This is a genomic window from Corallococcus sp. AB030 (assembly GCF_003668965.1).
In the GTDB taxonomy this organism is placed as follows: domain Bacteria; phylum Myxococcota; class Myxococcia; order Myxococcales; family Myxococcaceae; genus Corallococcus; species Corallococcus exiguus.
Genome location: NZ_RAWQ01000010.1, coordinates 1 through 21279 on the forward strand (window position 1 = coordinate 1; position 21279 = coordinate 21279).

General features: G+C 69.1%; 17 protein-coding genes. 11 read left to right on the top strand and 6 right to left on the bottom strand.

Features of this window, described 5'->3' with window-relative positions:
- Nucleotides 1–397 precede the first annotated feature (397 nt).
- Nucleotides 398–1675 (top strand): ATP-dependent Clp protease ATP-binding subunit ClpX, encoded by a 1278-nt coding sequence (gene clpX / locus D7Y15_RS04320; RefSeq protein ID WP_120577682.1) that lies wholly within the window; start codon nt 398–400, stop codon nt 1673–1675.
- An 87-nt stretch (nt 1676–1762) separates the two neighbouring features.
- Here clpX and D7Y15_RS04325 read toward each other — a convergent pair whose 3' ends face one another.
- A complete protein-coding gene (locus D7Y15_RS04325) occupies nt 1763–3283 on the bottom strand; it encodes an Hsp70 family protein (protein WP_120577683.1) in 1521 nt (506 codons plus the stop codon).
- Between the two features lie 341 nt (nt 3284–3624).
- Between D7Y15_RS04325 and D7Y15_RS04330 the strand changes: the two genes are divergently transcribed.
- The 6 genes from D7Y15_RS04330 (at nt 3625) to D7Y15_RS04355 (ending at nt 12077) form a co-directional block, all read left to right on the top strand.
- Nucleotides 3625–5880 (top strand): PrkA family serine protein kinase, encoded by a 2256-nt coding sequence (locus D7Y15_RS04330; RefSeq protein WP_120598304.1) that lies wholly within the window; start codon nt 3625–3627, stop codon nt 5878–5880.
- Nucleotides 5881–6029: 149 nt separating this feature from the next.
- Entirely contained in the window at nt 6030–6920 is an 891-nt protein-coding gene (locus D7Y15_RS04335; RefSeq protein ID WP_121751786.1) for a serine protease, read from the top strand.
- 83 nt (nt 6921–7003) lie between these two features.
- A complete protein-coding gene (locus D7Y15_RS04340; protein WP_120563017.1) occupies nt 7004–7462 on the top strand; it encodes a cytidine/deoxycytidylate deaminase family protein in 459 nt (152 codons plus the stop codon).
- A 255-nt stretch (nt 7463–7717) separates the two neighbouring features.
- A complete protein-coding gene (locus D7Y15_RS04345) occupies nt 7718–8380 on the top strand; it encodes a HAMP domain-containing histidine kinase (RefSeq protein ID WP_169822133.1) in 663 nt (220 codons plus the stop codon).
- 72 nt (nt 8381–8452) lie between these two features.
- Nucleotides 8453–9892, top strand: coding sequence for a sigma-54 dependent transcriptional regulator (locus tag D7Y15_RS04350; protein ID WP_121751788.1), 1440 nt, complete (start codon nt 8453–8455; stop codon nt 9890–9892).
- Between the two features lie 337 nt (nt 9893–10229).
- Complete coding sequence (locus D7Y15_RS04355; RefSeq protein WP_121751789.1) at nt 10230–12077, top strand: ArsA family ATPase; 1848 nt, start codon at nt 10230–10232, stop codon at nt 12075–12077.
- Between the two features lie 21 nt (nt 12078–12098).
- Here D7Y15_RS04355 and D7Y15_RS04360 read toward each other — a convergent pair whose 3' ends face one another.
- Together D7Y15_RS04360 and D7Y15_RS04365 are read right to left on the bottom strand one after the other, a co-directional pair.
- Nucleotides 12099–12566, bottom strand: coding sequence for a hypothetical protein (locus D7Y15_RS04360; protein WP_120577689.1), 468 nt, complete (start codon nt 12564–12566; stop codon nt 12099–12101).
- Between the two features lie 103 nt (nt 12567–12669).
- Nucleotides 12670–13362: a tetratricopeptide repeat protein gene (locus D7Y15_RS04365; RefSeq protein WP_120577690.1), complete on the bottom strand. Its 693-nt coding sequence runs from the start codon at nt 13360–13362 to the stop codon at nt 12670–12672.
- 93 nt (nt 13363–13455) lie between these two features.
- Between D7Y15_RS04365 and D7Y15_RS04370 the strand changes: the two genes are divergently transcribed.
- The 3 genes from D7Y15_RS04370 to cmk are packed head-to-tail and all read left to right on the top strand — an operon-like array spanning nt 13456 to nt 16221.
- On the top strand, nt 13456–14424 hold the full coding sequence (locus tag D7Y15_RS04370; RefSeq protein WP_120577691.1) for an acetyl-CoA carboxylase carboxyltransferase subunit alpha: 969 nt from the start codon (nt 13456–13458) through the stop codon (nt 14422–14424).
- A 13-nt stretch (nt 14425–14437) separates the two neighbouring features.
- Nucleotides 14438–15529, top strand: coding sequence for a histidinol-phosphate transaminase (gene hisC / locus D7Y15_RS04375; protein ID WP_121751790.1), 1092 nt, complete (start codon nt 14438–14440; stop codon nt 15527–15529).
- Nucleotides 15526–16221 (top strand): (d)CMP kinase, encoded by a 696-nt coding sequence (gene cmk / locus D7Y15_RS04380; RefSeq protein ID WP_120577693.1) that lies wholly within the window; start codon nt 15526–15528, stop codon nt 16219–16221. The genes hisC and cmk overlap by 4 nt, the downstream gene beginning before the upstream one ends.
- Nucleotides 16222–16482: 261 nt before the next feature.
- Here the strand turns inward: cmk and D7Y15_RS04385 are convergent, their stop codons facing one another.
- Complete coding sequence (locus tag D7Y15_RS04385) at nt 16483–18618, bottom strand: transglycosylase SLT domain-containing protein (protein WP_121751791.1); 2136 nt, start codon at nt 18616–18618, stop codon at nt 16483–16485.
- A gap of 313 nt (nt 18619–18931) precedes the next feature.
- On the opposite strand from D7Y15_RS04385, the gene D7Y15_RS04390 reads away from it, so the two are divergent.
- The gene (locus D7Y15_RS04390; protein ID WP_120577695.1) at nt 18932–19165 is read left to right on the top strand and encodes a hypothetical protein; all 234 of its coding nucleotides are present in this window, start codon (nt 18932–18934) and stop codon (nt 19163–19165) included.
- A 117-nt stretch (nt 19166–19282) separates the two neighbouring features.
- Here the strand turns inward: D7Y15_RS04390 and D7Y15_RS04395 are convergent, their stop codons facing one another.
- Together D7Y15_RS04395 and D7Y15_RS04400 are read right to left on the bottom strand one after the other, a co-directional pair.
- On the bottom strand, nt 19283–20893 hold the full coding sequence (locus D7Y15_RS04395) for a CAP domain-containing protein (RefSeq protein WP_199745879.1): 1611 nt from the start codon (nt 20891–20893) through the stop codon (nt 19283–19285).
- Nucleotides 20890–21189 carry a DciA family protein gene (locus tag D7Y15_RS04400; RefSeq protein WP_120577696.1) on the bottom strand — a complete coding sequence of 100 codons (300 nt, stop codon included), beginning with the start codon at nt 21187–21189 and terminating at the stop codon, nt 20890–20892. Before D7Y15_RS04400 ends, D7Y15_RS04395 begins: the two co-directional genes overlap by 4 nt.
- Nucleotides 21190–21279: the final 90 nt, after the last annotated feature.

Genomic DNA, 21279 nt, shown 5'->3' on the forward strand with positions numbered 1-21279 from the left:
GCCCCCGCCCGAGCCGCCCCCGGAGAGCCTCCAGGTACGGAAACTGGCGCAGCTGGCGCGAAAGCTCGCCTCCGAGCTGGCGGGAAGCCGTCGAGTCCCCAACGCTGTCGCCGAGCGGGCGGCCTCCCTGGCGGACGATGTCGAAGAACTCGCGTCGAGCGTGACGGACGCCTGAGTCGCTGTTATCCAAGACCGACCCGTTGACCTGGGCTGAACGCTCGGAAGGATAGGGCGCTTCCACCGGGCTTCCTGCCCGAAGGGGAGGGCCCTATAGTGGGTTCAGGGCCTGTAGGTGGGCTTGAAGCCGTCGAAAGACGTGGGCGGCTTCGCGGGGTGATGGAGTGCGGTGGTCGGTGGAGAAGGTCCCGAACCGGGACCGGCGAACTCGGAGGCGGCAGTGAAGAAGGAGCACCACGTCAACCTGTCCTGCTCGTTCTGCGGAAAGTCGCAGCGCGAGGTCCGGAAGCTCATTGCCGGACCCACGGTCTACATCTGCGACGAGTGCATCAAGCTGTGTAACGACATCATCGCGGACGAGAACGAACGCGAGGAAGGCAAGCCGCAGGTCAGCCTGCCCACGCCGCTGGAGATCAAGGCGTTCCTCGACGACTACGTCATCGGCCAGGACCAGGCGAAGAAGGTCCTCTCGGTCGCGGTGTACAACCACTACAAGCGCATCTATCAGAAGAAGCCGACTGCCCGGCCGCGCCCCGGGGTGAAGGCCCCTGGCGGCGAGGACGTGGAGCTGCAGAAGAGCAACATCCTGCTCATCGGCCCCACGGGCTCTGGCAAGACGCTGCTCGCGCAGTCCCTGGCGCGCTTCCTCAACGTCCCCTTCACCATCGCGGATGCCACCAGCCTCACCGAGGCCGGCTACGTGGGTGAGGACGTCGAGAACATCATCCAGAACCTCCTCCACAACGCCGACTATGACGTGGAGAAGGCCGCGCGCGGCATCGTCTACATCGACGAGATCGACAAGATTGCCCGCAAGGGCGACATGCCCAGCGCCACCCGCGACGTGGGCGGCGAGGGCGTGCAGCAGGCCCTGCTGAAGATCATCGAAGGCACCCGCGCCAACGTCACCCCGCGCGGCGGCAAGAAGTACAACCAGCAGGAGTACGTCCAGGTCGACACGACCAACATCCTCTTCATCTGCGGCGGTGCCTTCCACGGCATCGACGGCGTCATCAAGCGCCGCGTGGGTGAGAAGGGCCTGGGCTTCGGCGCGAAGATCACCCACAAGGAAGAGCGCAGCGTGGGTGAGCTGCTGGCGATGACCGAGCCGGAAGACCTGATGAAGTTCGGAATGATTCCGGAGTTCATCGGCCGTCTGCCGATGATCGCGACGCTCAACGACCTGAAGGAGGATGACCTCGTCACCATCCTCACGATCCCGAAGAACGCCCTGGTGAAGCAGTACCAGAAGATGTTCGAGATCGAGAAGGTGAAGCTCACCTTCACCAAGGAAGCGCTGCGCGCCATCGCTCGCGAGGCGATGCGCCGTCACTCCGGAGCGCGCGGCCTGCGCGCCATCATGGAGGACGCCATGCTGGAGATCATGTACGACGTGCCGTTCCGCGAGGGCGTCAAGGAGTGCAAGATCACCGAGCAGGTGATCACCAAGCACGAGCCTCCGCAGATCGTCATGGAGAAGGAAAAGAAGACCGCCTGAGGTTTCCCCCAGACGGTCGGTGATTCCATCCGGCGCCCCTCGCCTCCAGCAGGCAGGGGCGCCGTGGTGTTTCTGGCGCCAGGTGCTTCAGTTCTGCGTGACGCGCACCGTGGTCTTCATCTCGCGGCCGGTGGCGGGGTCCTTCGCGCGCATGGTGAGGATGCCCTCCACGCTCACGTCGAAGATGATCTCCACGTTCACCGTGCCGGCCTTGGCGGGCATGATCCCGGAGAAGGTGAACTCGCCCAGCAGGTCGTTGCGCGCCACCGTGTCGTGGTCGCCCTGGTAGATGCGCATGGCGAGCTCGGTCTGGTTGTCGATGCTCGTCGTGGCCAGCAGCTGCTTCGCGTTGGGGATAGACGCGTTGCGCGGGAAGACGACGTGGAAGCCGCCGTCGCCGCGCTCCAGGCCAATGGCCATGGGAATCACGTCCAGCAGCTGGATGCGCAGGTTGGTGTTGTCCTCGAGCGAGTGCGCGTAGAGCGCCGCGCCAATGGCCACCGCCTCGTCCGGGTGCACGCCCTTGCTGGGCGGCTTGCCGAAGAACTTGGTGAGCCGGTCCTGCACGACGGGCATGCGCGTCTGGCCGCCCACCAGCATCACTTCGTCGATGTCCTTGGTGGACAGACCCGAGTCCACCAGCACGCGCGCCACCATTTGCAGGGTGCGGTCCACCAGCTGGTTCGTCAGCTGCTCCAGCATCTTGCGCGTGAACTTCATCTCGATGTTCAGCGGCTGGCCCTGCGCCGTCATCGTGATGAAGGGGATGTTGAAGGGCACTTCCTCGCGCGCGGACAAATCAATCTTCGTGCGCTCGGCCAGGTCCTTGATGCGCTGCATGGCCACCGGGTCCGTGGCCAGGTCGATGCCCGTCTTGGCCGCGAAGTCCTTGAGGACGTGGTGGATGATGGCGTTGTCGAAGTCGATGCCGCCCAGGAACACGTCGCCGCCGGTGGCCTTCACCTCGAAGACGCGGTCGCGGATTTCGATGATGGAGACGTCGAAGGTGCCGCCGCCCAGGTCGTAGATGACGACCTTCTCCTTCAACGTCTTGCCCACGCCGTAGGCGAGCGCCGCCGCGGTGGGCTCGTTGATGATGCGCACCACCTCCAGGTCGATCAGCTTGCCGGCGTCCTTCACGGACTGGCGCTGCCGGTCGTTGAAGTACGCGGGCACCGTCACCACCGCGCGCTTGATGGGCGTCTTCAGGTAGTTGGCGGCGACGTCGCGGATCTTCCCCAGGATCTTGGCGCTGATCTCCTGGAGGGTGAATTCCTTCTTGCCGACGTCCAGGGTGACGTCGTTCTTGGCGCCGGCGCGCATGTTGTACGCGACGGCCTTCTTCATCGTGCCGACGACGTCGCTGCTGAAGTTGACCCCCACCAGGCGCTTGGAGCCGTAGACGGTGTTGCGCGGGTTGAGCTGCCACTGGCGCTTCGCCTCGAAGCCGATGAGCTCGTTGCCCTTGTCGTCGATGGCGAAGATGGAGGGGATGGTGTACTCGCCGCCCTTGTAGGGGATGAGCTTGACGTTCCCGCTGTCCTCGACGATCGCCGCGCACGAGTTCGTCGTGCCGAGGTCGATGCCGATGATGGGCTCCTTGTGCATCGCGTGTGGGCTCCGGGTGAGGCGTTGCGGCGGATGGGGTGTGGCTTGCCGGGACCGTATCTCACCCGTCCCGGGTCCGCGAATCGCGAACCATCCGTCATCCGACGGACGTCCTCAAACTTCCAGCGCGCCTGGACCTTCCACCCCTGGCCGCCCGCCTGGCCGGGTGGGACACGGCCGGCATCCAAGCGCGCGACCCCGAACACACCGCCCGCGAGGGCAGGGCGGGTCGCTTTACATCCCTAGGGCCGGGAACGAAGGTCAGCCCCAGGGGTTCACATGCGACGGCGAAGCGCCGTGGCTACATCCGAGAGACCACCCATCCACAGAGGGGAGCCGCCGTGGAAGCGAAGGGCTATCTGCAGGAGGTGGGCGCACAGGTCAGCGCCGACTTCGTCAAGAACCGGTCCATCCTGTCCTTCGAGGAGTACCTGTCGCTCTTCTTCACGGACCCGAAGGGCCAGTCGCGCAACGCGGCGCAGTACCTGCGGGACGTGATGGACCACTACGGCACGGAAATGGTGCCGCACCCCACCGGCACCATCCGGCGCTTCAAGGTCTTCGACGTCCCGTCCGCTGAACATGACGGCCGCGTCGCCGGGCAGGAGGAGGTGCAGAACGCCCTCTACCGCATCCTGGGCAACTTCGTGCGCGCCGGTCGCATCAACAAGCTCATCATGCTGCACGGCCCCAACGGCAGCGCGAAGTCCAGCCTGGTCAACGCGCTGAAGCAGGGCATGGAGGACTACTCCCGTCAGCCTCAAGGGGCCCTCTACCGCATCGCGTGGGTCTTCCCGTCAGAGAAGCTGATCAAGGGCTCCATCGGCTTCGGCGAGCGCGCGGGCGCGAAGACCGCCGAGGGTGAGCTCACCACGTACGCCCACCTGGACGCGGAGGCCCTGGACCTGCGCATGCCCTGTGAGCTGCGCGACCACCCGCTGTTCGCGGTGCCCCCCACGGAGCGCAAGGCGCTGCTGGAGGGTGCGCTCAAGAAGAAGGGGCTGGGCAACGGTGACGGGTCGACGGGGGATTTCATCCTGTCCGACTACGTGCGCGACGGCGAGCTGTGCGCCAAGTGCCGCCGCATCTACACCGCGCTGCTCAACTCCTACGGTGGCGATTACCTCAAGGTCCTGCGCCACGTGCAGGTGGAGCGCTTCTACGTGTCGCGCCGCTACCAGGTGGGCACGGTGACGGTGGAGCCGCAGATGAGCGTGGACGCCGCCGCGCAGCAGATCTCCGCGGACCGCACCCAGCTCAACATGCCGGCCGCGCTGCACAGCACGGTGCTCTTCGAGCCGCACGGTCCGCTGGTGCACGCCAACCGCGGCCTCATCGAGTACGCGGACCTGCTCAAGCGCCCGCTGGAGGCCTTCAAGTACCTGCTGGGCTTCAGTGAGACGGGCGAGGTGCCGCTGGAGCCCTTCGTGCTCCAGCTGGACGAGGTGCTCATCGCGTCCTCCAACGAGAAGCACCTGAACGCGTTCAAGGAGCTGCCGGACTTCGCGTCGTTCAAGGGCCGCATCGAGCTGGTGCGCGTGCCGTACCTGCGCCGCTACAAGGTCGAGCAGGAGATCTACGACGCGCAGATCACCGCGACGTCCGTGGGCAAGCACGTGGCGCCGCACGCGACGGAGGTGGCCGCGATGTGGGCGGTGCTCACGCGCCTGAAGAAGCCCATCCCGGACCGCTACCCGGCCAACGTGAAGCCGCTGGTGGAGCAGGTGGCCCCGGTGGAGAAGCTTCACCTGTACCAGGAGGCGGGAGTGCCCGCGCGGCTGTCCTCCGCGAACACCAAGGAGCTGCTCAAGCTGCGCGAGGAGATGTACGAGGAGTCCGACGCGTACCCCAACTACGAGGGGCGCTCCGGTGCGAGCGCGCGCGAAATCAAGACGGCCCTCTTCAACGCCGCGCAGAACCCCGACTACAAGTGCCTCCACGCGCTGGCGGTGTTGGAAGAGCTGCACGCGCTCTGCAAGGACAAGAGCGTCTACGAGTTCCTCCTCCAGGAGGTGATGGACGGCTACCACGACCACGAAACCTTCGTGCGCGTGGTGGAGGGCACGTACCTGGACCGCGTGGACTCGGAGGTGCGCGACTCCATGGGCCTGGTGTCGGAAGGCCAGTACCGCGAGCTGGTGGAGCGCTACATCCAGAGCGTCAGCCACTGGGTGCGCGGGGAGAAGATGCGCAACCGCGTGACGGGCGAATCGGAGAAGCCGGACGAGGCGCGCATGGCGGAGGTGGAGGCCATCGTGATGCCGCAGGGCGAGGCCCCCGCGGACTTCCGCCGCGGGCTGATTGCAAGCATTGGCGCGCACCGGCTGGACAACCCGGACGGCGCCATGGACTACCCGCGCATCTTCCCGGACATGTTCAAGCGCCTGCGCGACCACTACTTCGAGGAGCGCAAGCGCGTGCTGCGCAAGAACAAGGAGAACGTCCTCAAGTACCTCTCCGAGGACCGCAACCAGCTCTCCTCGCGCGAGCAGACGCAGGTGCAGGACACGCTCAAGACGATGGCGGAGCGCTACGGCTACTGCGAGTTCTGCGCGAAGGACGCCATCTTGTTCCTGATGCGTCAGCGCTACACCTGACGGGTGGCGGAGGGCAGGCATCCAGGAAGCCGATGCCTGCTCGTCTGCTTCCCAATCCGGGCCAGGGCTCGGGATGATGCGGCTTCGCACCGAGTTGCGCGTGTGTCGTCGTCTTTTCGTCCCTCCTCATCCTTGCGCCTGGAGTGTTGATGAACCGGTTGCTGTTGGGCACCCCCCTCCTGTGGGCCCTCGTGTCGTGCGCCAGTGCCCCGTCGCAGTCCTCCGAGGACACTCCGGTCGCGACGCACACGCAGGCTCCGCTCCGGGTGGAGCGGGCGCTGTCCCGGCCCGAGCCCACGCCGCAACCGACGCGCAAGGCGATGGTGCGGCGCATCCTCCCGCTCAACGTGCGGCTGGTGACGACGGAGGACGGCAAGGTGCGCCGCTCGGCGTCGGGCGTCGTCATTGGCACGGAGGCCGGTGAGGCCGGGCCCGTCAGCTATGTCCTCACCAACGCGCACGCGGTGGAGCAGGGCGACCTGAAAGAGCCTGTGCTCAAGGTCGTGTTGGACCGGCGCGCGGAGACGCACGAGTACCTGGCGGAGGTGGTGGCCACGGGTCAGGTGCCGGACGTGGACCTGGCGCTGCTGCGCGTGACGGGCGTGACGTGGCCCGTGGCGGAGCTGGCCGCGGACGACGAACCGGAGCCGGGCGAGGACGTGGTGGTGGCGGCGTCCCCGTACGGCCGCGCGCTGTCCATCTCCGGCGGCATGGTGTCCCAGGTGGAGTGGGACAAGGAGACGAAGCACCCGCGCATGCTGAAGACGGACGCGCCCATCGGCTATGGGGCCTCCGGCGGTGGCATCTTCAGCATCGAGACGGGGCGGCTCTTGGCCATCGTGGAGGGCTACCGCACCGCGAAGGTGGACTTCGAGGTCGCCTCCCAGAACTTCAGCTTCGACGTGCCCATGCCCGGCGAGACGTTCGCCGCGCCCAGCGCCAAGGTGCGCGGCTTCCTCCAGGCGAAAGGCTTCGGCCGGCTCCTGGAGCGCTCCGCGGACGCGGAGGGTGCGGGGCCCCAGAAGACGGCGAGTCGCTGATCCAACAGCCCCGGACCGAGAAATTGGTGCGGGCCTGATCCAGCGTTAGAGCTGCGGGCTCTTTCGCTGGAGGGTTCACGCGCATGTCCGCTCGGGGCAATTGGGATCAGTACTTCATGGACATCGCCCAGCAGGTGGCCACGCGCGCCACCTGCGACCGCAAGCACGTGGGCGCGGTGCTGGTGAGGGACAAGACCATCCTGTCCACCGGCTACAACGGCGCCATCCGCGGCCTGCCCCACTGCGATGAAGTGGGCCACATGATGGAGAACGGCCACTGCGTGGCCACCGTCCACGCGGAGGCCAACGCCATCATCCAGGCCGCCAAGAACGGCGTCGGAATCGACGGGGCGACCATCTACACGACCGCCAGCCCGTGCTGGCCGTGCTTCAAGCTGATCGCCAACAGCGGCTGCACCCGCATCGTCTTTGGCGAGTTCTACCGGGACCCGCGCATCTTCGAGTACGCCGCCCGGCTGGGCCTCCAGCTCGTGGGCGTGGGCGCCGCTGCCCAGCCGCCTTCGCCCGCCACCGGCACCTGAGGGCGGACGCGCTGTCCGGGGGTGGACAACCCCTGGACACGCTGATCGCCCGGGATGGGGTTCCCGTTCGTTGAATGACACTTGCGAGAGGTCGTAAGTGGCTGTTCCGACACGGGAATTTTAGAACTCCGGCAAGAATTACCGACCCAGGGTTGACGATCCCTGGGGTGCTCCCTAAATCCTGGCTCGGTAGGGCGGCGGCGGGGGTGGGGCGACGGAAATTCCTAGGAGTTCCAGGTGGTTAACTCATCTCTCATGGCTATCAGTGTGCCTTCTGTCCAGGAAGTGTCGGACCCGGTGGTGGGCGCGGCCCGCTACGACGCGGTTCCGCCCTTGATGGACAGCTTGCTGCACGACGTGCGCAACCCGCTCAACGCGCTCGCCATCCATCTCGAGGTGCTCTCCGAGAAGCTCAAGGGCGAGTCCGGCCAGGTGCCGGCCACCCAGGAGAAGAACCTCAAGGCGATGCGCGAGCAGATCGCCCGCGTGGACGGCCTGCTCAAGCTCTTCTCGGACTTCATCGTGTTTCGCGGAGCGGGCCCCTCCGGGGACGCGCCGCTGTCGGACGCCACCGGCAAGGCCCTGGACGTGCTGGGCCATGAGAGCCGCCGGCGCCGCCTCCAGGTCCAGCGCGACATCGAGCCGGACGTGCAGGCCCACCTGGAGGACACCACCGAGCTGGGCTTCTTCCTGGTGCAGGTGCTGATGCGCGCCTTCCATCGCGCGGAGTCCGGCTCCACGGTGGTCGTCTCGGTCCGCGCGGAAGGGCCGAACGCGGTGCTGGAGGTCGCGGACGGCTCCTCGGCGCCCGAGCGAGCGTCGGACACCGTGGCCGCGCTGACGCTCCGCGCGGCCCAGCTGGGCATCGAGTTCTTCGTGGAGGCGGGAACGTGCCGCCTCGTGTTCCCGCGCACCTGAGGTTCTCCCCTTCGGGCGCGGTCGGTCTTCCATCCGGTTTCATCACGCTTCATCGCAGTGGAGGTTTTCACCTTGGGCAGCGCACGAATCCTGGCCGTGGATGACGAACGTGAGACCTGCGAGGCCCTGGCGGAGATGCTGTCCACCTGGGGTCACAAGGTCGAGACCGCGTTCGACGGGCATGACGCCCTCCGCAAGGCCGGTGAGTTCCGGCCCGACGTCGTCCTGTCGGACCTCGCCATGCCGGAGACGGATGGCCTGTGGCTCTTGCGCAACCTGCGCGAGGAGCTGCCGGACTGCCCGGTCGTGTTCCTCACCGGCCGCGGCACCATCGACACCGCCGTGGAGTCCATCCGCGAGGGCGCCTACGACTTCATCGTGAAGCCGCTGGACACCGCGCGGCTCAAGGTCTGCATCGACCGCGCGCTGGAGAAGAAGGAGACCCTGCGCGAGGTGCAGACGCTCCGGCGCCGCCTCAAGCAGCTGGGCTCCACGGACCTCATCGCCAGCTCCACCGGGATGCGCAAGGTCATCGAGATGATGGAGAAGGTGGCCCCCTCCAAGGCCAGCGTCTCCATCAGCGGCGAGTCCGGCACGGGCAAGGAAGTGGTCGCCCGCACGGTGCACAACCTGTCCCTGCGCCGCGACAAGCCCTTCATCGCCATCAACTGCGCGTCCATCCCCGCGACGCTGATTGAGTCCGAGCTCTTCGGCCACGAGCGCGGCGCCTTCACCGGCGCGGATCAGCGCCGCCCGGGCGTGTTCGAGATGGCCCACGGCGGCACGCTCTTCCTGGACGAGTTGGGTGAGATCCCCATCGACCTGCAGGCCAAGCTGCTGCGCGTGCTGGAAGAGGGCCGCCTGCGCCGCCTGGGTGGCAAGGTGGAGATCGAAGTGGACGTGCGCGTGCTGTCCGCCACGAACCGCGACCTGAAGCAGGAGATCAAGAACCAGCGCTTCCGCGAGGACCTCTACTTCCGCCTCAACGTGTTCCAGCTGCACCTGCCGCCCCTGCGCGAGCGCCGGGACGACGTGCCCATCCTGGTCCAGCACTTCGTGGACAAGTTCCGTGGGGACTCGGCCAAGCGCGTCTCCGGCGTGCACCCGGAAGCGATGGAGGTGCTCAAGAACTACGACTGGCCGGGCAACATCCGCGAGCTGCGCAACGCCGTGGAGCGCGCCGTCATCCTCTGCGACGGGGAGCTGATCACCCGCGAGCACCTGCCGCCCGACATGGCCGGCAAGAGCCCGGAGCGCCACACGTTCAAGCTGCCGTTCGGCCTGAGCCTGGACGCCGTGGAGCGCGAGTACATCCTGGGCAGCCTCCAGCGGAACGGGAACAACAAGGCCCGCACTGCGGAGGTGCTGGGGGTGAGCGAGAAGACGCTCTACAACAAGCTCAACCGCTACGCGGCGGAGAACCGTGCCCAGGGCACCCCGGGTGGCGGCAGCCCCCTGGGTGGACAGGGCAACGACGGCCCCATGAGCGCCAGCAGCTTCCTGACCCGCTGATCCGTGCCCCGTCCCCCGGCTCGGCGACCTGCGGCCGCCCACCGCTGACCTGATGGGTAGGCAAGAAGGCCCGGATTCCGGGCCCTTGGCAGGGCTCCTGGAGAGCGCGCACGGGGCCTCCCCAAGCCGGCTTAAGCGGGCGGGGGAGGTCTCGAAAACCCCTGTCAATTCTTGACTTTTCCCCCCTGGACGGGGGATCATCCGGGCCTCTCCCACCCGTTGGTGAGGGCCCGGCCGGGACGTTTCATTTCGGGCCACGTCCGCCCCCCATGGTGCGGTCGTCCGACGTGAGTCATCTGGGGTGCCGCCGGGGGGGCACAAGGAAGGCCACAACGCAATGAGCGACGCGAGAGTACTTCACTTCTTCGGCGGCAAGGGCGGGGTCGGCAAGACCACGCTTGCGGCAGCGTACGCGGTGAGGCTCTCCGAAGAAGTGCCCAAGCACCGGGTGCTGGTCGTCTCGTTGGATCCGGTCCAGTCCCTGTCGGACCTCGTGAAGAAGAAGCTGCCGGCGAAGCCCACCAAGCTCCAGGCGGGCAAGGGCGAAGGCGGCCTCTTCGGCGCGGAGCTGAACCCGCCCGCGCTGCTCAAGCCGTTCCTGGCGGAGTACCTGCCGGCGCTGGCGAAGGCGGCGGTGAAGGGCACGCACCTGTCGGACGAGGAGATGGGCAAGCTCTACCAGCAGGCGGTGCCTGGGCTGGAGGAGCTGGTGGCCCTCTTCCACGTGGTGGAGCTGCTGGAGTCAGGCGACTACGACCGCATCGTGGTGGACACGGCGCCCACCAGCCACACGCTGCGCCTGTTCGACATGCCGGCGCAGCTGCGCAAGTTCCTGGGCTTCGTGAAGGCGGGCCAGGACCGCGCCGCCCCGGCCCCCAGCGGCAAGGGCAAGAAGGCGGCCGCCGCCGCGGCGGAGGCGACCCCCGCCGGCTTCCTGGATCAGGTGGGCCAGAAGGCGGAGAAGCTGCTGGCGCTGCTGAAGGACCCCGCGCGCACGGCCTTCCACCTGGTGGCCCTGGCGGAGCCGGTGCCGGAAGCGCAGACGCGCATGTACTTCACCCAGCTGCGCGAGCGCGGTCTGCCGGTGACGGAGGTGGTGGTCAATCAGGTGGAGGACCACGAGGGCTGTCCGGCGTGTCAGGGCCGCCGGGGTCTGCAGGCCCCCCACGTGCGCAAGTACCAGGCGCTGGACAAGACCGTACCCGTGAACCTGCTGGGCCGCCGCGAGGTGGCGCCCCGGGGGCTGGACGGGCTGAAGGAATTCGCCAAGGAGTGGGCGGCGGGCAAGGAGACCAAGGCGCTGGAGTTCAGCGCGGCGGTGACGCTGACGGAGAAGGAGGGGCCGGTGCTCCTCATCTCCACGGATCCCGCGCACTCGCTGTCGGACGTGCTGCAGAGCCGCCTGACGGACACCGAGACGCAGGTGAAGGGCACCAAGGGCCTGTACGCGCGCGAGCTGGACATGGCGGGTTGGTTCAATGCCCTGCGCAAGCGGCTGAAGGAGAAGGCGGAGAAGGCCTTCGAGGGCGCGCCCAAGGCGGGCAACGACGTGCCGGCGGACCTGCTCTACCTGCGCAACCTGCTGGAGTGCGCGCCCCCGGGCATCGACGAGCTGGCGGCCATGTCCGTGCTGACGGACGCGCTGGTGCAGGAGCGGTTCAAGCGCATCGTGGTGGACTCGTCGCCGCAGGTGACGAACGTGCGCGTGGTGGAGCTGGCGGATACGGCGAAGACGTGGCTGGGCGCGCTGCACGGCATCCTCAACAAGCACCGCGCCAAGGGCCTGGGCGAGCTGGCGGATGACCTGGCGGCGATGCTCAAGCACGTGAAGCGCTTCGAGGACGCGCTGGCGTCCCCCAGCGAGTCGCGCTTCGTGGTCGTCACGCGCGGCGAGGACCTGGCGTCCACCCGCACGGAGCGGCTGGTGGAGTACCTCAAGGAGCGCAAGCTCCAGGTGGAGCGGGTGCTCGTCAACCGCGTGGGTCCCAAGTCCACCTGCGAGAAGTGCGAGAACCGCCGCAAGCTGGAGCTGAACGCGGCCAAGGCCATGGAGAAGAAGATTGGCCTGCCCGTGACGATGGCGCCCGCGCTGGGCCGTCACCCCGCGGGGCTGCGCGAGCTGAAGGCGTTCCGCACCGCCTGGTACGCGCTGTCCGCGCCGCCGGCGAAGATCAAGGCGGCCTGAGCATTGGCCGCGCCGGGCTCCTCAGTGGGGGCCCGGCAGGAGCAGGGACAGCGGCAGCCGGTGGGGATTCGCCCGGCGCGCCTGTCCCAGCAGGTCCACGGCGGTCGCTTCCAGTGAGCGCACCGTCGGGGCCGCCGGCACCTGAAGGTGCTGATGGAGCACCCAGCCCGGACCCAGGAGCATCAGCGCCACCGCTGGCACGATGCACAGGGTCACCACCGCGCTGGCGCCGCCCACCGTGCCCAGTACGCGCAGCACCGGCGACGCCTGGATGCGCGGACGCTGCAGGGCCGCGAGGATGCGCGCGAAGAGGGCGCCGCCCACGAGTCCCAGCACCGCGGCCAGTCCCCAGCTCAGCCCACCCACCGGCGTCCCGAGCACCGGCTCCAGCAGCTGGGGCGCCGAGGCTCCCAGCACGAAGGCGAGGACGAAGGGCGCGACCGCGATGATGGCGGCCAGCCCCCAGTGTCTGGCGTTGAGTCTGTGCACGGCTTCCCCCTCGGCTACGGGAGGAAGGTGCTCACCGGCAGGCAGGCGCGCCAGGGCGGTGTCCCCTGGACGCGGGTAGGCGTGCACGGGACGTCACTTGGCCTCAGGCGTCGCACTCCGACGGGCTGTCGGTGAAGCCGCCCAGGGGTTCCGGGAAGGTGAGGGCGCCCGTCTCGCTGAGGGTTCCGGTGACGGGCGCGGCGTTGGGGAGCTTCACCTCCACCGTGCGGCCCTTGACGGTGTACGTGCCCGGGGTCCGGGACTCGCGGGGCGTGCCGGAGTCGTCCACGTCCCGCTTCCAGAACTCCACGCGGCCCCCGTCCTGGAACTTCAGGGCACGGACGGTGCCGTAGACGCCCACGCCGGGGCCGTACCAGGACACCGCCCGCAGGAGGGCCGGCACGTCGGCCTCCTTCTGGGGCGTGCGGCCCAGCAGCTTCTGCCAGCCGAGCGTGTCCCGGATGACGTCCAGGTCCCGGTCCTCCTTCGCCCGCTGGAGACGGCGCGCGTCCAGGCGCACGGCGGTGGCCAGCTTCTCCACGATGACGTCGCGGTGGGCGCTGTACTCGCACACCTTGCCCTGCTTGCGCAGGAGGCCCAGGGTGGCGGCGGCGTTGTAGTGGGCCAGGGCGTAGTCCGGCGTGGCCTGGGCAGCGGCCTGGAACTTCTCCAGGGCCTCTGGATAACGGCCGGACTGGTACAGCCGGAACCCCTGCGTGTTGAGGGCCCGGCCGGAAGGAGGCGCGGCCGGAGCGGCGGACAGCGTCAGGGCCAGCAGGGAGAGGGCGAGGACCATGTGGCTCCAGACGGGCGGACCTCCCGGACATTCCAGGGGGTGCGTAACCGCTTGCGCGTTGAAAGGCCTGAACCCTGGTGCTAGTTCGGCGCCATGGCAACCGGCATTGGCTACGCGCTCGACTTCGAGCGCCCGCTCATCGAGCTGGAAAAGAAGATCGAGGAGCTGAAGGTCCTCTCCACCAGCGGCACCGTGGATTTCTCCTCCGAAATCTCCAAGCTGGAGAAGAAGGCGAAGAAGCTCCAGACGGAGATCTTCAGCGACCTGACCCGCTGGCAGGTGGTGCAGCTGTCGCGCCACAGCGCGCGCCCGTACTTCCTGGACTACGTCCACTACCTCTTCACGGACTTCTTCGAGATGTGCGGCGACCGGCACTTCGGCGAGGACCCGTCCATCGTCGGTGGCTTCGCGCGCTTCGATGGCAAGACGGTGATGCTCATCGGCCATCAGAAGGGGCGCAACACCAAGGAGAACATGGCGCGCAACTTCGGCATGCCGCGCCCGGAGGGCTACCGCAAGGCGCGCAGGCTGATGGAGCTGGCCGAGCGGATGGAGAAGCCCATCCTCACCTTCGTGGACACGCCGGGCGCGTACCCGGGTATTGGCGCGGAGGAGCGCGGCCAGGCGGAGGCCATCGCCATGAACCTGGAGGTCATGAGCCGGCTGCGCGTGCCCATCATCTCCACCGTGGTGGGTGAGGGCGGCTCCGGCGGCGCGCTGGCCATCGGCGTGGGCAACCGCGTGCTGATGTTCCAGAACAGCGTCTACTCGGTCATCTCCCCGGAGGGCTGCGCCTCCATCCTCTTCCGCGACGCGACCAAGGCGGACAAGGCCGCGGACGCGATGCGCCCCACGGCGCCGGACCTGCTGGAGATGAAGATCATCGACGAGGTGATTCCGGAGCCTCCGGGCGGCGCGCACCGCGACCCGGCCAAGGCGGCGGAAGCGCTGGGCAAGACGCTGCGCAAGCACCTGGGCCAGCTGGCGGAGCTGAATCCGGACGCGCTGGTGCGCGACCGCTACGACAAGTTCCGCGCACTCGGCATGTACTCCGGCAAGTAGAGGTTCACACTTCATGCGACCGCTCGTTCCTCCCTACGTCGAGACGCTCAAGGCCTACGTTCCGGGCAAGCCCATCGAGGAGACCGAGCGGGAGTACGGCCTCAAAGGCGTCATCAAGCTGGCCTCCAACGAGAACCCGCTGGGCCCGTCGCCCCGCGCGGTGGAGGCCATGCGCAACGCCGCCGCGCAGGTGCACCTGTACCCGGACGCCACCAGCTTCCACCTGGTGCGCAAGCTGGCCGCGCACCTGGGCGTGAAGCCGGAGGAAGTGGTGCTGGGCAGCGGCTCCAACGAGCTCATCGAGCTGTTGATGCGCACGTTCACGACGCCCGAGGAGGAGATCCTCCTGTGCAAGGGCTCGTTCCCCGCGTACCGCATCTCCGCGCAGGCGCATGGCCGTGCGTTCGTGGAGGTGCCCATGCGCGAGGGCTTCCGGTACGACCTGGAGGCCATGGCCTGCGCCGTCACGCCGCGCACGCGCATGGTGTTCCTGGCCAACCCGGACAACCCCACGGGCACCACGTTCGGGCGCAAGGACCTGGAGAAGTTCCTCGCGGCGGTGCCGAAGGACGTGCTCGTCGTCCACGACGAGGCCTATGCGGAGTTCGTGGACTGGCCCGACTACGCGAGCGCGGTGGAGCTGTTCCACGCGTATCCGAACCTGGTGGGGCTGCGCACCTTCAGCAAGATCCACGGGCTGGCCGGCATCCGGTTGGGCAGCGCGGTGATGGACGCGAAGCTCGCGGGCTACGTGCACCGCACGCGCATGCCGTTCAACCTGACGACGGTGGCGCAGGCGGCGGGCATGGCGGCGCTGGAGGACACGGAGCACGTGAAGCACACGCGCGAGAACAACCGCGTGGGCCTGCGCTTCTACGGAGAGGAGCTGCCGAAGCTGGGGCTCACGCTGACGGACAGCCACGCGAACTTCGTCTTCGTGGACTGCCACCGTCCGTCCGCCGAGGTGTACGAGCAGCTCTTGCGCCGGGGCGTCATCGTGCGGCCCATGGCGGGCAACGGCCACCCGAACTGCCTGCGCATCTCCGTGGGTTCTCCGGAGGAGAATGCCCGGTGCGTGGCGGCGCTGAAGGAGGTCCTGTCATGAGCACGCGTCCGTTCATCGTCGCCATCGACGGGCCGGCCGGAGCGGGCAAGTCCTCCGTGTCCAAGCTGCTCGCGAGGCGACTGGAGTTCGCGCTGGTGGACACCGGAGCCATCTACCGCTGCGTAGCGCTGATGGCCTCGCGCGAGGGCATCGCGTTCGACGACGACGCGAAGCTGGGCGAGCTGCTCGGGCGCGTGCGCATCCACTTCCAGGTGGTGGGCGAGGAGAACCACGTCTTCCTGGGCGGCGAGGACGTGTCGTCGGAGATCCGCACGCCGCCCATCTCCATGGGCGCGTCGCAGGTGTCCGGGCGGCCGGTGGTGCGCGCGGGGCTGCTGGCGCTCCAGCGGCGGCTGGCCCTGGAGGCATCGTCGGGCGCCATCCTGGAGGGCCGGGATATCGGCACGGTGGTGTTCCCGGACGCGGACGTGAAGTTCTTCCTCCAGGCGAACCCGGAAGTGCGCGCGCGCCGCCGCTTCGAGGAGCTGTTCCAGAAGGGCGTGGACAGCAGCCTGGAGGGCGTCCTCCAGGACCAGACGCGCCGCGACGCCGCGGACTCCGGTCGTGAGGTGGCGCCCCTGAAGCCCGCCGAGGACGCGGTGCACGTGGACTCCAGCAGCATGCCGCTGTCGGAGGTGGTGCAGTCGCTGGAGCTCGAAATCGAGCGCCGCCGGGCCACGCGCGGCGCCTGACGTCCGCACGCGCCGCGTCCGTCGGAAAGCCGTCCGCCCAGGTCGGAGCGTCAGCGCCTCCGGGCCTTGCGCGGCACCTGAAGTCCGCACGCGCCGCGTCCGTCGGAAAGCCGTCCGCCCAGGTCGGAGCGTCAGCGCCTCCGGGCCTTGCGCGGCACCTGAAGTCCGCACGCGCCGCGTCCGTCGGAAAGCCGTCCGCCCAGGTCGGAGCGTCAGCGCCGCCAGTGCTGACGCGGCGCCTGATCCGTCACAAGCCTTCCGTCAGAAGCTGACGCCGTCCGTGCTGGGCGCGGGCACCGTCATGGCCAGCCGGGCCTGGGTGCCGTCCTTCTCATAGAAGCGGTGGTAGAGGTACAGGTCCGCCACCACCTGCTTCACGTAGCCGCGCGTCTCCCGGTACGGGATGGACTCCACGAACAGGTCCAGGGGCAGGGTGCCGCGCTCCTGCGTCCATCGCACCGCCGCCTTGGGGCCCGCGTTGTAGGCCGCCGCCGCGAGGGCAGGGTGCGCGAAGCGCTTCATCAGCTGCGCCAGGTACCACGCGCCGTAGCGGATGTTGCGCTCCGGGGCGAACAGGTCCGCCGGTGCGGGCGCGGGCTCCGCCATCTTCTGCGCGATCTCCGTCGCCGTGGGCGGGATGATCTGCATCAGGCCGCGCGCGTCCGCCGCGCTCATGACCTCCGGGCGGAAGGCGCTCTCGCGGCGCATGATGGCCCACACGAGAAACGGATCCAGCGCCTGCCGCGTGGCCTCCGTCTCCACCGCCTGGGCGAACGCGCGCGGGTAGAACGCGGCCAGCGCGTCCGGTGCCTTCGCCCCGAAGGCCCGGCCCCACAGGTAGCGCGCCGCCACGACATGCGCGTGGCCGAACTCGCCCAGCTGCAAGAGCGCGTGCGCGAACGGCAGTGCCTGGTCCGCGCCGCGCAGGCCCGACACGCGCGACTGCACCTCGTCCGCCGCGTCGCGGAAGAGGCCCGCGCGAGTCAGCGCCACCGCCAACTCCAGCTCCGGAGGGCGGGGCAGGGTGAGCTGCTTCGGAGGCTGCGGGAAGGCCGCGGGCGGCGTGCGTCCCAGCTCACGCAGCCGCTCCGTGGCGAGCAGCGCGTAGAACGAAGCGGGCGCCGCGCTGATGACGGCTTCATACGCGGGTCCCAACGTCGCCGGCTTGCCGCCGCCCAGCTCCTCCGTGCGCGCCTGCCAGTAGCGCGCCTGCGGCGCCATGCTCGTCTTCGGGTAGGCCGTCACCAGGTCGTCCAGCGCCTGGCGCGCCTTGGCGTACTGCTCCAGCCGGATGTGCGAGAGGGCGCGGAACCACATCGCCTCATCGCGGCGGCGCGAGCCCTTGTAGCGCTTCTCGTAGTCCTCGAAGGACTTCGCCGCGTCCTCGAAGCGGCCGCCCTGCAAATCCAACCACGCGGCGAAGAACGCGCCTTCCTCACCAGCCGCTTGAGAGGGATAGGCCTTGTCCAGCGCCGCCATCAGCTTGCGCGCCTTCTCGTTGTCGTCCGACTTCAGCGCCCGGCGCGCCACCACCAGCGCGGCCTCCGCGGCGATGGCCGGCGGCCCCTTGCGCGCCACCGCGAGCGCCTTCTCCGCCTCCTCGCGCTTGCCTCGCGCGAAGAGCACCTGCGCGCGCAGGAGCGCCACCTGTGCCTGGGCGGGCGCACCCTTCACCAGCCCCAGCTTCTCCGCCCTCAGGAGCTCGTCCTCGGCCCGAGACGCCGCGCCGTCGGAGAGGAAGCCCCGGGCTCGCTGGAGGTGCTCGGGCAGGGTGAGCTTCACCGCCGGCTTCAGCGTGGCCAGCTGCTCCAGCGCCTCGTCCGCGTAGGGGTGGGTGGGGAAGCGCAGCGCCACTGTCTTCAGGTCCGCCCGCAGGCCCGCCGCGTTGCCGGTGGCCGCGCGCGTCAGGGCGCGCTGGAAGAGCAGCTCCGGGGTGGGCTGCGCCGCCGCCGCGGACTCCAGCACCGGGGACGCGTCCTTGGGCCGGTGTGCGTCCAGGAGCGACTCACCCAGGCGGGCGCGGGCGCGCACGGCAAGGGCCGGGGAGGCCTTCTCCAGGGCCCGCTCGAAGTCCTTCGCCGCGCCGTTGGGGTCGCCCGCGTAGAAGCGCGCCTGGCCCAGGTAGAAGGCGTGGAAGGCCTCCAGGGGCGCGGGCGGCTTGTGGCGGGTGAGCAGGTCCCGCGCCTGAACGGCGTCCCCGTCCGAAAGTACTAGAGTCCCGGCGAGCAGGCCCAGGCGGCCCGCGTCCGGGCACTTCGCCTGCTCGCACGCGGCGAGCTCCGCCTGTGCGAGCGCCGCCGCGTCGGACCGGTGCAGGCGGACGGCCTCCAGCGTCGCCGGGGACTGCCCCAGCGCCACCCCCGTCACCCAACCCGCCACCCAGCCGGTCCAACTCATGTGGTTCTTCCTTTCACTTCGCGGCCTTGCGGCTTCGGAACGAGAGGTTTGCAGTCGACATTCCCCACCAGGTGGGCGGGGGTCGGTTTGACAGTCGGCCCGACAAGTCCTAGATCCCGCGCCCACGGGCTGGTCCCGCGGGGTTGTCGGCCCGTTGCGCTATCCGGAGGGAATCCTTACGTTGCGCCGCTGTTGAGCGCTACTCCGGACCGCCGTCGTGTCAGGAAGACCTGTCGTCGCAGGAAGACCTGTCGTCGGTAGCACTGCTCGTACACAGACCTCGGGGGGGGAAACAGCTCATAGGGGAGGCTCCATGAAGCCGTGTCCATCCGATCTGCAGCAGACCATCAATCCCGAAGCCGGCCCGAAGCGGGCAGGCGTCGAGACGCATCGCAACCTGAACTGCAACCACTACGACAACTGCCTCGATGAGGCCGTCCGTCGCGGCTGGCAGTCGTTCACGTGCATGAAGTGCCCGATGTACGCCAACCTCGCGCCTCCGCAGATGGGGCTCGAGGCGTACGCCACGCAGCGCCGTCCTGTCTAACCGGGACGTCTGACATGGGGCCCGTTCCACCGGGCCCGCGCGAGCTCGCACCCGGTCACGCCCGAAGCCCGGTCGTGGCCGGCGTTCGCGTCGACGTTCTCTTCCGAAGCCAACGCTTCAGGGGACCGCGGCGTAGATGACGGCCACCCAGTACTGGCCCTGGCCGAAGCGCTTGGAGTCGCCTCGCACCAGCCCCACACCCACCCGGGTGTAGGTGGCCGTGGCCAGGCTGCGTGACTCCGGCACGGCGCCCGGGTCTCCCACGACGAAGAAGTCCACCGAAGCGGTGCCCGCGTCCGGCAGCGCGGAGAACACCCGCTCGTGCAGCGGGGACGGGTCGCCGTCTCCCGCAGTGGGCTCGTCCTGCGCCTGCGCACGGCGGGCGTGGTCGCGCGCCAGCCGCTCCAGCGCCTCGCTGCGCACCAGGGGCGGCAGCTTGAGCGTGGCGCGGTGCCGGGACAGCGCGTCGTAGACATCCGACACCGGGTCCGCCGGAAGCGCCGCGCCGGGCGAGGCCGCGGTGAAGACCTCCGTGACGATGGCCTGGTCGCGGCCGTCCACCTTCTGGAAGGCCACGCCCACGCCCATGAAGCGGAACGCGGGGTCCATCAGGTTCTTGCGGTGGCCGGGGCTGTGCTCGATGCCGAAGTGCGCCGCGAGCGGACCCGCCGCCAGCCCCAGGTTCTCTCCGGCGCGTACGTAGCGCGCGCCCTCCGGGAGGCGGCGGGTGAGCGTGGAGCCGTCCGGCGCGATGTGCGCGAAGAAGCCCTCCGTCGCCATGCGCGTGCTGTAGCGCAGCGATACGTCCTCCAGCGTCGGATCCGGCGTGAGCTCCGGCAGTTGGTAGGCGCGGCGCAGGGTGTTGATGCGCTCGTAGAGGGCGGTGCGGGCCTCGGCCAGCGTTGTGGGTTCGCGCTGGGATTCCTGTCCGCCGCGCGCGGAACGGGCCCCCACCTGCACGAGGAACAGCGACGTCACCTCCGGCCCCGCGTTCGCCTGGCCCACCACCTCCACGGTGTAGCTGCCGGGGGTGTCGAAGCCCACCAGGGCGCAGAAACCATTCGTGCCGGAGGGCGCGCGGCTCAGGGCCACGGCCTCCACCTCGCCATCCGGCCGGGTGACGAAGACCTGCGGGCTCAGCAGCGGCGGCACGAGCCGGCCGCACACGCGCTTCTCCGTCCCGGCCTTGGCGATGGTCCGGGGGAAGGGGAGCACCTCCGCCTTGCGGTCCGCGACGAGCAGCACCAGCGCGGCGCGCTCGCCCAGGAAGGCCACGCCCACGCCGAAGTGGCTCACGCGCTCGTCGTTGAAGTCCGTGCGGGCGAGGAACGTCTCGATGGCGTGCGAGTGCACCCATGCGCGGATGACCAGCACCTTCGGGGACGGATCCGCGGCGCCCGAGTCGCTGACCGCCTCCGTCAACGTGAGCAGGTCCGGGGCTCCGGTGGTGAACTCGCTCAGTGCCTCGCGCGCGAGCCTCCGGGCCGCGGCCTCCAGCGCCTTGTCGTTCGTGGGGGCGCGGCGGCCCACGCGTTCGAACTCGCGCTGCACGTGCAGCCGGGCCCGGGCCTCCTGGGCCCGGGGCGTCTCCTCCGGGACAGGGGGCGGACTGTCCTGTCCTTCCTGGGAGGGAACGGACACGGAGGCCACCGCCGGGGACGGCGGCGCGGCGGATGCGGGGAGGACGGCGGCGCCAGCGAGCAGCAATCCCAGGAGCGCGCGCCTCATCGTGACTCCAACTGGAAGACGAGCGTCTTCACGGTGCCAGCGCCCAGCTTCTCGTTGAACCGCTCGCGCAGGGAGTCGGCCTGGCGGGAGAGGACCTGAGCCCACTCGGCGCTCTCCACGGTGATGATCAGCGTGCTTCCGTCCAACTGGTGAGGACGGCTGTGGCGCGCGATGTTCTCTCCCACCGCGGCGGTCCAGAGCGGCATCAGCGACGACGCGCGGCCTGACTCTCCCGCCAGGCGCGCCAGCACCCGGGGCAGCAGGCTCTCCAAGGTCTTCGGTTCAGCGCGTGCCATCGTCGGTCCGATTCTGGAACCCCTGGCGACGGAAGCCAACCGACACTTGCCTGCCCGCCCGTCTGATTTTCCCAGGACCCCGGTTCCGCC